Genomic DNA, 16181 nt, shown 5'->3' with positions numbered 1-16181 from the left:
GACTCCTCAGTGCGTGGCCATGGCGGGACGGCTGCGTGCAGCGACGACGCGTCCAGCCCATGGCAAAAATTCCAGCATCAGCAACAGCAGCGCGATCCACAGGCCGGCCGTGCCGATAATCCCCATCAAGCCGTCGTTCCCCATCGGCAGGTGGTAGTCGTACAGGCCCGCGCCCGTCTTCGGGATGTTCTGCCCGCCGATGAAAATCGTCCAGCGCATCATCCAGGCGCTGTGCAGCGCGATCAGGCCGTTGACGAGGCCACTCGTGGCGGGACGCCAGATGGCCAGGGCCATCGGCACGATCGACGACAGCACGGCCCAGACTGCCGTGAACTGCCATTGCGGCATGCCCGCCACCTGGGTAAAGGCCATGCTGTGGCTGGCGCTTACGCCGGACAGGCTGACGAACAGCCAGCCGCCGCCCAATGCCAGCACCAGCGCCAGCGACAGCGCCAGCGCGCGGTTCAAGGACACTTCGAGCGCCATGTCGCGGCCCGGCAGGAAACGGTTGAACAGCAGCGCCAGGCCCACCGCCCCGACAAAGGCCGTGGCGGCAAATTGCGCCGGCAGGAACGGCGTGAACCACAGTGGACGGGCGCGCACCACCATTACTTCCATGCCCGTGTACAGCCCCACCACGAAGGCGGCGAGCAGGGTGAAAACGGCGGCGGCGATGATGGCCTGGCGCGATGCGGCGCCGCCACGTCCCAGCAGGCGATAGGCAAAGGCCAGGCGGTCCTGACCCTGCCCCCGCGCGGCGAAGTCCCCGCGCAGCGCCAGCCACGCGTACAGCATCAGACAGCCCAGATACAGGGGAATGAAGAACGAACCCCACGACATCCACGACTGCGGCTGGAAGTAAATGTAGAAATGGTAGAAGCGGCCCGGCCCGTGCAAGTCGGCCAGCAACGCCACGGGCGCAGTCATGCCGCACACGAGGGACGCGAGCAGCGCGATGCGTCCCAGGCGTTCATACGCCTTGCGGCCGAAGACGAAGTACGGCAGGGTCAGCATGAAGCTGCCGTAACTGAGGCCGATGAGGAAAAAATACTGCACCGCCCACGGCAGCCATGCCGCTTCGCGCGTGACGTTGACAATTTCGGTGATGTGGCTGTCCATGGTTTATTTCCCGTGTTTGCTCGGTTGCCAAAGTGTCGCTTCGCCCTCGACGTGACCGGCGAAGCGCGTGTCCAGTCCCAGGTAAAACACGTGGGGCTGTGTGCCCTGCTCAGGCTTGAGCACCTTCACCTTGTTCTCGCTGAGCAGCTGATGCACCATGCTGTCCGGATCATTGAGGTCGCCGAAGATGCGCGCGCCGCCCACGCAGGTTTCCACGCAGGCCGGCAGCAGGCCTTCATCGACCCTGTGCGCGCAGAACGTGCACTTGTCGGCCTTGCCCGTCTCGTGGTTGATGAAGCGCGCATCGTAGGGGCAGGCCTGCACGCAGTAGGCGCAGCCCACGCAGCGGTCGCCGTCGACGACGACGACGCCATCCTTGCGCTGGAAGGTGGCGCCCACAGGACAGACGGGGATGCAGGGAGGATTGGCGCAGTGGTTGCACAGGCGCGGCAGCATGTAGGTGCCGCAGCGGTTCTCTTCCTTGACTTCATAGGTCGAGACGACGGTGCGAAAGCTGTTTTCCGGCACGGCGTTTTCCATGATGCAGGAGACCGTGCACGCCTGGCAGCCGATGCACTTCTGCACGTCGACCACCATCGCCCAGCGCTGGCCGCCTTCGCCCCTGGTGGCGGCCTTGCCTGGCAGCGGCGCGATGGCCGCCCCGATGGTAACGGCGGGCAAGGCGCGCAAGAAACTGCGGCGCGATTCGATCATGACACTCTCCTTGACGATGGGCGGCAAGCCCTTGTTGACTTGCTGCCATGATAGAAAAGAAGTTGCCGTACGGATATTGGGGTGATCGTGCGGGGGCCTAGATGATCATGCCGATTGACAGGACCGACAATGCGGAGTAGGTCGGATTAGCGGGGCCGCCGAGGCGCGCCAGCGCGTAATCCGACAACATTGTTGGCATGAAGTGTCGTGGTATCGCGCAGACATGTCGGATTACGCTGCGCTAATCCGACCTACGTCAGATTCCCCATGACCGCTTGCATAGGTAGGTCGGGTTAGCCGGCACGGCGTAACCCGACATGAAGCGTCGCGCGGGCATGTCAGTCCACGCAGTGACCGTTACAGCTCGTCGAGCGAATACAGCCGGCGATGCTCGCGGATCGCGTAGCGGTCCGTCATGCCGGCGATATAGTCGGCGATCTTGCGCGCCTGCTTTGTCACATCATCGCCGCTGATCTGATAATCGGGCGGCAGCAGGGCCGGTTCGGCCATGAAGCTGTCGTACAGTTCGCGCACGATGCGGCTGGCCTTCACGCGCATGCGGTTGACCTGGTAGTGGCGGTACAGGTTCGCGCGCAGGAAGCGCTTCAGCTCCGTCGCGTCCGTGCGCATGGCGTCCGAAAAACGGATCAGCGGCGGACTGGCGCGCACTTCGCTGACGTCGCGGGGAGCGGCGTCCGCAATCAGGGCCGTCGACGTGACGATCAGATCGTCGGCCAGGGCCGTGATCAGGCGGCGCAGGGTTTCGTAGATGGCGCGCCGGCCCGACAGACCTGGAAACGCCTGCTGCACGTCGCGCCACAGGCGGCCGAAGAATGCCACTTCTTCCAGCTGGGCGATGGTGATCAGGCCCGAGCGCAGGCCATCGTCGATATCGTGGCTGTTGTAGGCGATTTCATCGGCCAGGTTGGTCAGCTGCGCTTCCAGCGTCGGTTGCGTGCGGTCGATGAAGCGCTGCGCCACGGGACCCAGTTCGCGCGCATGCGCGAGCGAGCAGTGTTTTAATATGCCTTCGCGCGTCTCGAACATCAGGTTCAAGCCATCGAAGGCGCCGTAGTGCTCTTCCAGGGTATCGACCACGCGCAGGCTTTGCAGGTTGTGCTCGAAGCCGCCGTGCGCCTGCATGCACTCGTTGAGCACGTCCTGGCCCACGTGGCCGAACGGCGTGTGGCCCAGGTCATGCGCGAGCGCGATGGCTTCGACCAGGTCTTCGTTCAGGCGCAGGTTGCGCGCGATGGAGCGGCCCACCTGTGCCACTTCCAGGCTGTGCGTGAGGCGCGTGCGGAACAGGTCTCCCTCGTGATTGAGGAAAACCTGGGTCTTGTATTCGAGGCGGCGGAAAGCCGAGGAATGGATGATGCGGTCGCGGTCGCGCTGGAACTGGCTGCGCGAGGCGTGCGCCGCCTCGGCAAAGCGACGTCCCTGCCCCTGTGCCGAATGGGCGGCATAGGGGGCTAGCCATCCTTGGGCGAGGGCGTCTTCCGGCGTCATGGCTATTGCACTCCGGCGGCCAGGGTGGCCAGCACCAGTTCGTGCGGCGCGGACGTGATGCACGGGCTGCCCAAGGGTTTCAACAGGATGAACTTGATGGCACCGCCCTCGTTCTTCTTGTCCACTTCCATCAATTCCAGCCAGCGCTCGACACCGAGGTCCGGCGCTTTCACCGGCAGGCCGGCGGCGGCGACGAGCTTGCGCACGCGCTCGACGGCCGCCTGGTCGATATAGCCCATGCGGCAGGACAGGTCGGCCGCCATCACCATGCCGCAGCCGACGGCTTCGCCGTGCAGCCAGTGGCCGTAGCCCAGGCCCGCCTCGATGGCGTGGCCGAAGGTGTGTCCGAAGTTCAGGATGGCGCGCAAACCGCCTTCGCGCTCGTCCTGACGCACGACGTCGGCCTTGATTTCGCACGAGCGGGCGATCGCATAGGCGAGCGCACCCTTGTCGCGCGCCATCAGCTTGTCCATGTTCGCTTCGATCCAGTCGAAAAACGCGGCATCGATGATGGCGCCATGCTTGATCACTTCGGCCAGGCCCGCCGACAGCTCGCGCGCCGGCAGGGTTTCCAGGGTCGAGGTGTCGGCGATCACGGCGCGCGGCTGGTAGAAGGCGCCGATCATGTTCTTGCCCAGCGGGTGGTTGATGCCCGTCTTGCCGCCGACGGAAGAATCGACCTGCGCCAGCAGGGTGGTCGGCACCTGCACGAAGCCGATGCCGCGCATGTAGCTGGCCGCCGCGTAGCCGGTCAGGTCGCCGATCACGCCGCCGCCCAGCGCCACCAGCGTGGTCTTGCGGTCGCATTTATTGGCCAGCAGCGCATCGAAGATCTGCATCAGGCTGGCCCAGTTTTTATATTCTTCGCCGTCCGGCAGGACGATGCAGATCACTTCGCGGCCATCGCTGGCCAGCGCCGCCTGCAGGCGGCCCAGGTACAGCGGCGCGACGGTGGTATTGGTGACGATGGCCACCTTGTGGCCGCTGATATGGCGCAGCAGCGCATCGGCGTCGGCCAGCAGGCCGGGACCGATGGCGATCGGATAACTGCGTTCGTCGAGGTCTACGCTCAACAACATTTTGGATTGCTCGTTCATCGAAGGCTCTGCATGAATGACGCAGTTGGGCGAGGCCTCGCATTCGAGACTGGCCAGCTGCATCAGGATGGTCTGAACCATCGATTGTACGTTAGGACGGCCCGTGTCGATCACAATGTCGGCCACTTCCATGTAATGGGGCTCACGTTGCGCCGTCAATTCTTCCAGCTTCTTGCGCGGGTCGGCCGTCTGCAGCAGGGGGCGGTTCTTGTCGTGGCTGGTGCGCGCCAGGATGTTGCTGACGCTGGCGCGCAGGTACACGACCGTGCCCCGCTCCTTCAGGTAGGCGCGGCTGTCGGCGTTGAGGATCGCCCCGCCGCCCGTGGCCATGACGATCCCTTCCTGGGCGCTCAGGTCGCGGATGACCTCGGCCTCGCGCCGGCGAAAGCTGGCCTCGCCCTCGATCTCGAAGATCCACGGGATGGTCGCTCCCGTGCGTGCCTCGATTTCGTGGTCGGAATCGACAAAGCGCAAGCCCAGCTTGCGGGCCAGGATGCGCCCGATCGTGGTTTTGCCTGCGCCCATGAGGCCGACAAGAAAGATATTACTGTTGGAAATTTCGGACACTTTTTATATCAATCAGAAAATAAGCAGGCGCCGCCTCTACGGCGCCCGTTTCCCCTTACGTCAAGGACAGGAGAATGTCAGTCTAAACGGGTAACTGGTGGCGTTACCCAGCGGCGTCGTCACTGTTACATTAAACGTGCTGACCACATTCGCTACACAATTTGTCGGCGTCAGACTGTTAATTGTAACGGCATGCCGGCCTCCCTGGTTACCTTGAATGTTGCCTCCGGTACGGTCATCCACGCCAAGCGTGTTGTGCGGATAGATATTTTGTATGCTGTCCGGAGTAATGGATCCAACGCCATTGATCATATTCGTAATCGCGACCGTGGTCCCAGAGGGCATGGGGTTTTGATGCAAATCGCTGAATCCCAAGCTGAATTGACGCACTGCAGCGGCTGAAACGCTTCCAAGATCATAGGTGCTGCGATCCAGGCTTACCTGGGCCGACTGATCGAACAGCATGACATTCTCGGGACGGCTGCCGCTCAGGAAGATGGCGATCTTCGCGAACAACGTCTTGTTGCCGTCCGAAGTGCTGGCGCAGACGGTAGCAAGACCGGGCCACAGGCTGTCGGCCGTGCCGCCATTGCTGACATCATTGCAGGGCGTGACAGGTGGATTGGTCGCCACACGCGGGTTCTGGCTGCGGAAGTCGACCGAGCAGCCACCATTCATGGTAGTGCAGCCGCCCATGCTGGACGAGCCGATGGCGCCCAAATTGCTCTGAAATACCACCGGCGTGCCGTCAGGAACAGGGTTGCCCGCTTGGTCTGCCAGCAAGATAGTGACGGTCGTGGCAGGGGTGCTTAAGGGGCTGTCATACGACCAGCCTTCCACGCTAGACTTGACGGAGCTGAGCGAAAACGCCGTTTGCACAGGCAAACCCGTCGTTACTAGGATGGAATCGGACAAGGTGGAAATGCCAGAGGCCAGGCTGGCCTTAACACGGAAGGTGGTCGGGGTGGTGCCGGAATTCACGGTGGTGATGACGTCACCATTGGCATCCGTGGTGTCTTTCACTTTATTGAGCGTCATGCCAGGGCCGTTCAACAACGAAAACGTCACTTCCTGGCCGACCAGAGGTTTGTTGAAAGTATCGAATACGCGGAAAGTGAGCGTAGCCATTTCCGTGCGCGCTATGCCGCCCTGCCCTTGAATCACGATCGATTTTCCTACCGGACTGACGCTGGAAAATTGTACCGATGCCGGCGCGACGCGGCCGATCGGCAGCGTCGCGTGATACATGGAAGCGCTGCCCGCCACTGTGGCATTGACCATATCGTAGTCATTGCAACCCAGGTCGCGGAAAACAGCTGTGGCCTTGCCATTGACTACCGGCACGCCGCTGGTCACACTAGCCTTGCCGGCCTGCACGCAAGTCGAACTGAAATTTACCGTCTGGCCTGATCCTGTGTACAGGCTGGTGCCAGCCATGACATCAACCGTGACGTTGGTGGTGCCATAGGCCGGGATGCCGGCGGGCGAAAACCGCATGTTCTCGGCACTCAGGTCGGTGGCTCCCAGCACATAATTGATCTGGCTGCTGGCAACGGCACCATTGGCCGTCGTGGTCGCCCGCAACGTGGCGGCGCCGCTGGCCGACAGACTGAAAGGACGCAGCGTTACGCTGGCCGTACCTGTCGCATCGGTCAGTGCCGTCCCTACCGATGGTGACATCACTGCCATGGTATTGTCAGTCGAGAATGCCACCAACACGTCGCTGATCGGTTTTCCGTTCAAATCGGTCACCAACGCCTTGGCCGTTAGCGGCATGGCGCTCGACAGCGCGTTACTGGCGCTGCCGCCATTGAGCAGCGCCAGTGTCATTTTGGCGCCCGATGCCTGGGCCGTCTTGATTTCATAACTGGCGTCGCCGGTGACCATAGCGGTGCCTGCCGCGACAGTGGCCGTCAGCTTGCCGGCACCGGTGACCGTCGCATTCAAGGCCGAGACGGTGATACTGGCATAGCCCTTGGCGTCGGTCAGCGCCGTGCCGTTGGTCGATGACAACGTTACCAGCGCGGGGTCGGCCGAAAACGTGACCACGGCATTGCTGATAGGAACGCCATTTTTATCGTTGACGAGCGCCTTGGCCGTCAGCGGCGTCGTGCTGCTCAATGCATTGCTAGGCTGGCCAGCGGCGTTCAACAGGCTCACCATGACCGTCGCGGCCACGCCGCCCGTCGTGCCGCCGCTGCTGCCGCCATCGAGGGTCGGATCACCGCCGCCGCCGCCGCAGGCGGCCAGCAAAGAGCCCAGCGCCAGCATGACCAGCCAATTCGATACCCTACTCCAAGAAGTATTGCCAAAAGAAAAATTCCGCATAGTCGCCATCAGTCCGCTTTCGTTTGCATTGTTACTTAAACGTAAAGATGTGACATTAACGTGTTGCTGGCCGATCTGCCACTATTTTCGGCGTAATAAACACCATCAGTTCCGTTTTTTCTTGACTGCGGCCCGTGCTGCGGAAAAAAACACCAAACACGGGGATGTCGCCCAGCAGCGGCACCTTGCTGTCCGTGCCCCGTTCCGATTGCTGATAAATACCGCCCAGCACCACGGTTCCGCCGTCTTCCACCATCACTTGCGTGCGCACGTGCTTGGTGTCGATGGCGAAACCGGAGCGGGTTTCCTGGCCCACACTGTCCTTGTTGACGTCCACTTCCAGCACCACATTGCCGTCCGGCGTGATCTGCGGCGTCACTTCCAGGCGCAGGTTCGCCTTGCGAAACGTGATCGACGTGGCGCCGCTGCTGGTGGCCACCTGGTACGGCAGCTCGATGCCCTGCTCGATCAACGCCAGCACCTTGTCGGCCGTCACCACGCGGGGGCTGGAAATGATCTTGCCCCTGCCGTCCGCTTCCAGCGCGGACAATTCCAGGTTCAAAAAACGGTTGGCGGCCGCCGAAAACAGGCTCAGGGCGAAACTGGCCGGCTGCAAGCCGTTGATACTGGCGGCCGGCAAGTTGACGAATTGCGTGTTCGGCACGAAGGCGCCGCTGCCTGCCACCGTTTGCCCCGTCGCCTCGCCCACGCCCTGATACGTGCCGCCGATGGCCGCGCGGCGTCCGCTGCCGCCCAGCGAAAAACCGGGCACCTGGCCCGCCGCCAGCCGCTGGTCCGTAAAACCGAGGCGCGCGCCCAGGTTGCGGCTGAAACTGTCGTTCGCCTCGACGATGCGCGCCTCGATCATGACTTGTCGGGTTGGAATATCCGTCTTGGCGATCAGCTGACGGATCTGTTCCAGGCGCGCCGGCACGTCGGTGACGAACAGCTGATTCGTGCGCGGCTCGATCAGCACGCTGCCACGGCGCGACAGCAGCCGGCTGCGCCCTTCCCCCGCGTCCAGGCCGAACACGGTACGGAACGCTTCGGCTTTCTGGTAATTGAGCTGGAAGATGTTTGATTGCAAGGGTTCAAGTTCCGCGATCTGCGCGCGCGTTTCGAGCTCCAGTTTTTCGCGCGCGAGGATTTCCTCACGCGGCGCAATCCACAGCACGTTGCCATTGCGCCGCATGTCCAGGCCCTTGGCCTGCAGCAGCACGTCGAGCGCCTGGTCCCACGGCAAGTCGCGCAGGCGCAGGGTTACATTGCCCGCCACGCTGTCGCTGGCGATGATGTTTTGCCCGGACGCATCGGCCAGGATGTGCAAGGCCGCGCGCACGCCCACGTTCTGGAAATCGACGGAAATTTTGTCGCCCGCATACAGACGCGGCGCCGTCACCTGCACCACCGCCTCCTGGGCAAGGACACCGGCATGCAGACACAGCATGGCGGCCACGAGCATGCGGAGCGGCCTCATGGCGCCGCCTCGGGCAGGCTGGCCTTCGCCCCTGCCACCTGCAAGGCCAGGCTGCCGCGCCGCTCGCGCCAGGGGCCATCCGCCTCGCGCAGCAATTCACGGTACTGCACGGCCTGTTCACTGATGCCCGTCACCACACCGTGGTCTTGCCCCAGATACTGGCCCACGGCCACCCGGTACATGCGCTGGCCCGCCAGCAGCAGCGCGTTCAGGCGCCCGTCCTGTTGCACGCTGCCGACCATGGTGATGGCAGGCAAGGCCACGCTTTCCAGCGGCTCGCGCACCCGGCGCGGATCGGGTCCCGCCACGCCCCCACGCTGTCCGGGCGCGGGCGGCAAGGCATTAAATGGATCGGCCAGGGCGGCCGCCTCGTAAGGATGCGGCGCGACAGCGGCAAGCGGGCGCCATGCCGGCGCACTGCCCTGTGAAGGCAATGCCGCTTGCGCCGCCAGCTCCCCCGCTTCGGGCAAACGATACGCCTGCAGCACGGCATCCAGGGTCAACAAGCGATCCTTGCCAAGGGTCAAGGCCAGCGCATGCACCGTGACGATGCGCGGCAGGCGCGCCAGGTCTGCCAGCAGCGCGCCCATGGCGTGGTAGCCGCCACGCAACTGTATCGTGATCGGCAAGGCGACATACGGCGCTTGCGGCCGCGCCGCGCCCGGCTTGAACAGTGAAAATTGCAGCCCGCGCGACTGGCCGGCGGCATTAATGTCCGTCAACAGCGCCGCCATCGCCTGCTGGTCAGGCAGTTGCTGTTCCAGCAGGGCCAGCTCGGCGCCGGCCTGACGCTGCTCTGCACGCCACCGTGGCAACTGCTTTGCCCTGGCCTGCGCCGCCAGATAATCGGCGCGCAAGCGGGCTTCCTCACTGTGCGCCAATCGCACGGCCGCCATCAGTCCATCGAGCCATGTGGCATGCAGCAGGGCAGTCACCAGCATGCCGGCCAGCGCAGCGCAAGCAAGGCGCGCCGGCAGCGGCCACAGTGACGCGGTCTTCAAGCTCAGCATGATCAACCTCCACGACTAAGAGCCTATCCCAGTAGATGAATACATCTCTTGCAAGCGCCCCTCGGAAGCGGGGAGTCGTCGCATGGCTCGCCACGCGTCCTCCTCGGGCCTTGTCCGCGCTCCTGATGTGCTGCCTGCAAAAGACGCTCCCTACTGGGATAGGCTCTAAGATTGTCCAGCGGGTGCCAAAGCCAGCCGTATCGTCCATTCCACGGCGCCATCGGCCGCGCCGCGCACTTCCATCACTTCCGGCCGGGACCAGGGCGCGGCCTGCGCCAGCGCCAATAATAGTGCCGCGACCTTTTCCTGCGAAACGGCCTGCCCTTGCAGGCGCACCATCGCCGTTTCCTGGCGCACACTGTGCAGGGCGACGCCAGCCGGCATCGCCTGGGCCAGGGCCGCCAGCATGCGCACCCAGGCATCGCGCTGCTCTTGCAGACTGGCAATGGCTTGCTGGCGCAGCAGCAGGGCCGCCGTCTCGCCCTGCACGCGCTTGCCTGTGACAAGGACCGTATTGACTTGCTGCATGGCATGGCGCCAGCCCTCCTGGCGGTACAACTGCACGTCGAGCTGGTGCTGCAGCCAGGCGCCCGCCGCCAAGGCCGTCAGCAATCCCAACAGCGCCCCACCGGCCAGTTGCCACAGCAGCCGCTGAATACGCCTGCGGCGTGCCGCCTGGCGATACGGCAAAAGATTGATGCATGGCACTTCCGCCACGGCCTTCATCGGGCGTACCGGTGCATGGCCAGGCCCCAGGCCAGTTGATAGTTCAGGCCGCCGCCGGGCAAGGCTTGCCAGCCGCCCTGCGCGAGCGCCGCCTGCAAGGCAAGCGCCTCGCTATCCATAATGACGGGCGTCAAGCCGGCCGCCTTGGCCGCATCGAGACGGCGCTGCACGCTGGCGCGCCGCGCCGCCACCAGTAGCACGTCGATCTCGCTGCCGGTCTGGCCGGCAAGCGGCGGCGCAGGGCCGAGAATGAAAAAATCCAGGTTGGCGTCTTCCAGCGCAAACGGCATGTATTGTCCCGCTTCCAGTTCCACGAGGATTTCCAGTTGTTCCTCCGGCAATCCGGCAGGCAGGCGGATCGCATGCGTGATCAGGGCCGTGGCCGGCATGGCCAGCGCCACGCGCGTGCAGCCGCTGCCACTGTCGCGGCATGCCAGGCGCACGGCGGCAGCCAGGCCCTGCAGATCTTCGATCATGCCTTCACGCATTACTCCTGCCGCCAGCGCGGCGCTGCCGCAATGCCGGCACGCCAGTGTTCCCCGCCGGCGTATCAACTCGACCACGCGCACGGCGTCGTCCGCGATGTCGACGCCCAGCAAGCCGGTGCCAAGAAGACTGCTGATGGACATGTTTTTCATAGAGAAACGTCAGCGTGGAAGGAAGTCCTGCCATCCGCAAGCCTAGTCCCGGCAGCGCTGGCTTGTAAACGGATTTCACGCTGGTGTCTGCGGCGCGCGGCGCCTATCTGGCGGGGCCGTGATCTGGCGCAGGATAATTGTTACCAAATCCTGGTTGCCAGCGGGCCAATACACGCTTATATAGAGTATCGGCAAGTTTCAACACTCCCCCGGCAAGCGCCACGGCGCGCTGCCACCCCGGCAAGCTCGCTTATAATTGGCCGGCATAATTAACCGAAAGACATACGACGCATGACATCTTCAAAATCCGCTGGCCCCGCTGGCTCGAAGCCGCCCACCAAGGGCAGCAAACCCAAACGTTTCCTGCTGATGGCCCTGGCATCGCTGCTGGGCCTGGGCATCGTCGGCGTGTTGCTGGTGGTCTTCGGCCTGGCCATGGCCTATCCGAACCTGCCGGCGCTCGATACCTTGACCGATTACAAGCCCAAGATGCCGCTGCGCGTGTTCACGTCCGACAGTGTGCTGATCGGCGAGTTCGGCGAGGAACGGCGCAACATGGTGCACATCAAGGATATTCCCGATGTCATGAAGAAAGCCGTGCTGGCCATCGAAGATGACCGCTTTTATGAGCATGGCGGCGTCGATTACCTGGGCATCACCCGTGCGGCCCTGCACAACCTGACGGGCGGCGCCAAGCAAGGCGCCTCGACCATCACGCAGCAGGTGGCGCGCAATTTCTTCCTGTCCAGCGAACAGACCTTGAAACGCAAGGCGTATGAAGTCTTGCTGGCATGGAAGATCGAGAAAAACCTCAGCAAGGACCAGATCCTCGAAGTGTATATGAACCAGATTTATCTGGGACAGCGTGCCTACGGCTTCGCCTCGGCCGCGCAAATCTATTTCGGCAAGAATATCCAGGACCTCACCGTGGCCGAAGCGGCCATGCTGGCCGGCTTGCCGAAAGCGCCGTCGGCCTACAATCCCGTCGTCAATCCGAAACGCGCGCGCATGCGCCAGCAATACATTCTGCAGCGCATGGCGCAACTGGGCTACATCACGCCGGCGCAGTACGAAGAAGCGAAAAATGAAGAGCTGAAAGTGAAAACCGACAGCAGCGCCTTCGGCGTACACGCGGAATATGTGTCGGAAATGGCGCGCCAGCTGGTCTACGAGCAATTCAAGGAAGACACCTATACGCGCGGCCTGAACGTCTACACCACCATCACCAAGGCCGACCAGGACGCCGCCTACATCGCCTTGCGCAAGGGCGTCATGGATTACGAAAAACGCCACGGCTACCGCGGCCCGGAAGCGTATATCGAGATTCCGAAGACCAAGGCCGAAGCCGATGACGCGATCGAGACGGAGCTGGCCGACCACCCGGACAGCGACGACATCATCGCCGCCATGGTGCTGCAAGCATCGCCCAAATCGTTGCAGGCTGTCACCTCGGCCGGCGAGGAAATCACCATTACCGGCCCCGGCCTGACCTTCGGCGCGGCCTGGCTGTCGGAAAAAGCGGCGCCGAACCGCCGCATCAAGCGCGGCGCCGTGATCCGCGTCATGCAGGAAAACAACGCCTGGGTCCTGACGCAGATGCCGGAAGTGCAATCGGCGTTCATCTCGGCCAGCACCACGGACGGCGCCATCCGCGCCATGGTGGGCGGCTTCGATTACAACCGCAACAAGTTCAACCACGTCACGCAGGCGTGGCGCCAGCCCGGTTCCGCGTTCAAGCCCTTCATCTATTCCGCCTCGCTGGAACGGGGCCTGTCGCCGGCCACCATCATCAACGATGCGCCCATCTCGTTCGACGCGGGCCAGACGGGCGGCCAGGCGTGGGAACCGAAGAACTACGACAGCAAATACGATGGCCCGATGACCATGCGCAAGGGCTTGATGAAATCGAAGAACATGATTTCCATCCGCATCCTGCACAAGATCGGCGCCAAGTATGGCCAGGAATACGCGACGCGCTTCGGCTTTGACGCGGACAAGAACCCGCCGTACCTGACCCTGGCCCTGGGCGCCGGCAACGTGACGCCCCTGCAGATGGCGGGTGCCTACGCCGTGTTCGCCAACGGCGGCTACAAGATCAACCCGTACCTGATCGCCAAGGTGACCGATAGCGACGGCAATGTCCTGTCGCAAGCCAAGCCGGACCTGGCGGGCGAGGAAGCCAACCGCGTTATCGACGAGCGCAATGCCTTCATGATGAATAGCATGCTCAACGACGTCGTACGCTTCGGCACGGCAAACAAGGCCATGGCCCTGAAGCGCCCTGACCTGGCCGGCAAGACGGGTACGACCAACGATTCCATCGACGCGTGGTTCGCCGGCTACCAGGCCAAGCTGGTGGGCATCGCCTGGATCGGCTACGACCAGCCGCGCAACCTGGGCAACCGGGAAACGGGCGGCGGCCTGGCCTTGCCGATCTGGATCAGCTACATGGCGAAAGCCCTGAAAAGCATTCCCGTCGAGGAGCGCGCCGTGCCGGAAGGCCTGATCCGCGTGGGCGATGAGTACTACTATGCGGAAAATCCGCCGGGCACGGGCGTCGGCAGCCTGGAAGGCGCGGCGCGCGGTACGCCGGAAGAAGAAAAGGCGAAAGAAGCCGTGAAGAACGAGTTGTTCTGACGGCAGCGCATGGAGTAGGTCGGGTTAGGCCGCAGGCCGTCACCCGACACCACGCCGGCGCCAAATGTTGTCGGATTACGCAAGCAAAAAGGGCAGCCCATGCAGGCTGCCCTTTTTTATTGCGCGCGGCTAAAACAATTACTTCAATACCACCGGTGCGCCCGCCTGCTCGCTGGCCATGCCGGACAAGGCCGCAAACAGTTCCGAGCCGTCGCGCGTGTTGATCCACTCGTCGCCCACGCGCTTGTAATGAAAACCGCCGGAACGGGCGGCCACCCACATTTCGCGCATGGGGGCCTGGCTGTTGACGATGATTTTCGTGCCGTTGTCGATGAATTCGATTTCCAGCACATTGCCGCTGCGGCTGCATTCGACGTCGAGCACGTCTTCATCGTTCAGCCGGTCCAGTGCCGCCTCGATCTGGGTCAGGGTGGCTTCGGCCAGGGCCAGGAATTCCGATTCGCTCATGCTACACTCCAAAGATCTTAATCAAACCGTGATTCTAATCGTGAAGTCATCCTCAGCGTTTTATATCGGCATCGCCATTGTGGTTTCTAGCGTCCTGGCCGGCTGCGGCCAGCCCGGCCCCCTGTATCTGCCCAAGCCGCCAGCGGCCAAGGGTGCACCGGCCAAAGGCCCCGTCGAACCGGCCCCCGTGCCGCCGCCGCCCGTGATCGTGCCGGCGACCTAAACGGAGCGCACCGGGGCGGTGGCATGCGCCGCCCTGGCGTTCTTGACGCGCTTGCTCCAGGCGAAAACCACGCGGATTAACAGCAGTAGCGCGACGATACTGCCGAACAGGATCGGTTGCGCGAAATTGTGCTTGCCCGCCTTCATCCACCAAAAGTGCAGGATGCCGAGCGGCGCGATCACATAGATCAACCGGTGCAGCCACTGCCAGCGCTTGCCGCCCAGCCGCTTGACCATGCCGTTCGTGCTCGTCACGGCCAGCGGAATCAGCAAGACAAAGGCAATAAAACCCACCGTGATGAACGGCCGCTTGAGCACATCCTTCCACATTTCCTGCAGATCGAAAAAGTGATCGAACCATAAAAACGTGGTGAAGTGCAGCGCCGCGTAAAAAAACGCGAACAGGCCCAGCATGCGCCGCAGCTTGATCAGCCAATTCCATTGGGTGAAGCGCCGCAAGGGCGTCACCGCCAGGCTGATGCACAGGAAATACAGGGTCCAGTCGCCCGTGCCGCGCGTGATGAATTCCAGCGGCTCCACCAGTTGCCCCGTGTACGTCAGCCAGACCATGCGTGCAAATGGCAGCAGCGCCAGCAAAAAGATCAGGCTTTTCAGCAGCGACAACTGCCTGGTCGAGAGATTGAGGACCATGGTCTTTCCTTAAAAGAACTTCTTCAGATCCATGCCCGCGTACAAGGAAGCGACATCGTTGTAGCCGTTGAACATCAGGGTCTTGCGCTTGCGCGCGAGAAAACCGTCTTCGCCGATGCGCCGTTCGGACGCCTGCGACCAGCGCGGATGATCGACGTTCGGGTTCACGTTGGAATAAAAACCGTATTCGGACGGCGCCGACAGATTCCAGGACGTGCGCGGCTGTTCCTTGACGAAACGGATCTTGACGATGGATTTGGCCGATTTAAAGCCATATTTCCACGGCAAGACCATGCGCACGGGCGCGCCGTTCTGGTTCGGCAAGGTTTCGCCGTACATGCCCAGAGTCAGCAGCGCCAGCGGATGGTTCGCTTCGTCGATGCGCAAGCCTTCCGTATAGGGCCACTGCAGTACGCGGCTGCCCACGCCCGGCATCTGCTTCTTGTCGGCCAGGGTGATGAATTCCACGTACTTGGCATTGCCCGTCGGCTCGACCTTCTTGATGATTTCCGAAAAGGAATAACCGACCCACGGGATCACCATCGACCAGCCTTCCACGCAGCGCAGCCGGTAGACGCGCTCTTCCAGCGGCGCCAGCTTGAGCAACGCATCGAGGTCCAGCGTCATCGGCTTTTTCACTTCGCCTTCGATGCTGACCGTCCACGGCCGCGTGCGCAGGGTGCCCGCGTTTTGCGCCGGGTCGCTCTTGTCTGTGCCGAATTCGTAGAAATTGTTGTAGCTGGTGGCGTCTTTATAGGCCGTCTGCTTGTCCAGCGCCGAATAGGCGGGATTGAGCTTGGCTGCCAGCTTGGGATTCGTGCCTTGCGCGAACGCTTCGCGGCTGGCCATTTCCAGCAAGGCCGCGCTGGACATCGAGCCCAGCGCCACTTGCTTGATGAAGCTGCGGCGCGATTCGAACACAGCGCGCGGCGTGATTTCGGAAGAGTACGGCAACTCAATGCCGTTGGGACTGCGCTTGATCAACATGGCGGCTCCGGAAAAAGGTGATTGGATATAC

The 16181-nt window shown here is 62.8% G+C and carries 13 protein-coding genes and 1 pseudogene; 2 read left to right on the top strand and 12 right to left on the bottom strand.

Going from position 1 to position 16181, the window contains the following annotated elements; all coding sequences use genetic code 11:
* Window positions 1–6: 6 nt before the first annotated feature.
* The 9 genes and pseudogenes from nrfD to pilM form a co-directional block, all read right to left on the bottom strand.
* Window positions 7–1119 carry an NrfD/PsrC family molybdoenzyme membrane anchor subunit gene (nrfD, locus tag JAB8_RS26950; RefSeq protein WP_070292340.1) on the bottom strand — a complete coding sequence of 371 codons (1113 nt, stop codon included), beginning with the start codon at window positions 1117–1119 and terminating at the stop codon, window positions 7–9.
* A gap of 3 nt (window positions 1120–1122) precedes the next feature.
* Window positions 1123–1833 carry a sulfate reduction electron transfer complex DsrMKJOP subunit DsrO gene (gene dsrO / locus JAB8_RS26945; RefSeq protein WP_070221683.1) on the bottom strand — a complete coding sequence of 237 codons (711 nt, stop codon included), beginning with the start codon at window positions 1831–1833 and terminating at the stop codon, window positions 1123–1125.
* A gap of 357 nt (window positions 1834–2190) precedes the next feature.
* Window positions 2191–3342 (bottom strand): deoxyguanosinetriphosphate triphosphohydrolase, encoded by a 1152-nt coding sequence (locus JAB8_RS26940; RefSeq protein WP_070292339.1) that lies wholly within the window; start codon window positions 3340–3342, stop codon window positions 2191–2193.
* Window positions 3343–3344: 2 nt separating this feature from the next.
* Window positions 3345–5006, bottom strand: a complete 1662-nt coding sequence (gene aroKB, locus JAB8_RS26935; protein WP_275528113.1) for a bifunctional shikimate kinase/3-dehydroquinate synthase AroKB — start codon at window positions 5004–5006, stop codon at window positions 3345–3347.
* 60 nt (window positions 5007–5066) lie between these two features.
* Window positions 5067–7277 (bottom strand): hypothetical protein, encoded by a 2211-nt coding sequence (locus JAB8_RS26930; protein ID WP_070292338.1) that lies wholly within the window; start codon window positions 7275–7277, stop codon window positions 5067–5069.
* 112 nt (window positions 7278–7389) lie between these two features.
* Window positions 7390–8721, bottom strand: a pseudogene (locus JAB8_RS26925) (type IV pilus secretin PilQ family protein); the annotation flags it as partial.
* Between the two features lie 86 nt (window positions 8722–8807).
* Window positions 8808–9821, bottom strand: a complete 1014-nt coding sequence (locus JAB8_RS26920; protein WP_070292337.1) for a pilus assembly protein PilP — start codon at window positions 9819–9821, stop codon at window positions 8808–8810.
* A 165-nt stretch (window positions 9822–9986) separates the two neighbouring features.
* A complete protein-coding gene (locus JAB8_RS26915) occupies window positions 9987–10538 on the bottom strand; it encodes a PilN domain-containing protein (RefSeq protein WP_175445265.1) in 552 nt (183 codons plus the stop codon).
* A 5-nt stretch (window positions 10539–10543) separates the two neighbouring features.
* Window positions 10544–11176: a pilus assembly protein PilM gene (pilM, locus tag JAB8_RS26910; protein ID WP_070292335.1), complete on the bottom strand. Its 633-nt coding sequence runs from the start codon at window positions 11174–11176 to the stop codon at window positions 10544–10546.
* A gap of 300 nt (window positions 11177–11476) precedes the next feature.
* Here pilM and JAB8_RS26905 point away from each other — a divergent pair, with 300 nt between their 5' ends.
* Entirely contained in the window at window positions 11477–13822 is a 2346-nt protein-coding gene (locus tag JAB8_RS26905) for a penicillin-binding protein 1A (protein ID WP_070221690.1), read from the top strand.
* A gap of 138 nt (window positions 13823–13960) precedes the next feature.
* Here JAB8_RS26905 and cyaY read toward each other — a convergent pair whose 3' ends face one another.
* Window positions 13961–14290, bottom strand: coding sequence for an iron donor protein CyaY (gene cyaY / locus JAB8_RS26900; protein ID WP_070221691.1), 330 nt, complete (start codon window positions 14288–14290; stop codon window positions 13961–13963).
* Between the two features lie 40 nt (window positions 14291–14330).
* Between cyaY and JAB8_RS26895 the strand changes: the two genes are divergently transcribed.
* A complete protein-coding gene (locus JAB8_RS26895; RefSeq protein WP_070221692.1) occupies window positions 14331–14513 on the top strand; it encodes a lipoprotein in 183 nt (60 codons plus the stop codon).
* Here JAB8_RS26895 and JAB8_RS26890 read toward each other — a convergent pair.
* Together JAB8_RS26890 and msrP are read right to left on the bottom strand one after the other, a co-directional pair.
* Window positions 14510–15163: a protein-methionine-sulfoxide reductase heme-binding subunit MsrQ gene (locus JAB8_RS26890; RefSeq protein ID WP_070292334.1), complete on the bottom strand. Its 654-nt coding sequence runs from the start codon at window positions 15161–15163 to the stop codon at window positions 14510–14512. The genes JAB8_RS26895 and JAB8_RS26890 overlap by 4 nt on opposite strands.
* Before the next feature lie 9 nt (window positions 15164–15172).
* Window positions 15173–16150 (bottom strand): protein-methionine-sulfoxide reductase catalytic subunit MsrP, encoded by a 978-nt coding sequence (gene msrP / locus JAB8_RS26885; RefSeq protein ID WP_070221694.1) that lies wholly within the window; start codon window positions 16148–16150, stop codon window positions 15173–15175.
* Between the last annotated feature and the right edge of the window lie 31 nt (window positions 16151–16181).

The sequence above is a fragment of the Janthinobacterium sp. HH106 genome (genome assembly GCF_001758725.1).
Lineage (GTDB): Bacteria > Pseudomonadota > Gammaproteobacteria > Burkholderiales > Burkholderiaceae_D > Janthinobacterium.
This window is presented reverse-complemented; position numbering and strand designations above follow the sequence as displayed.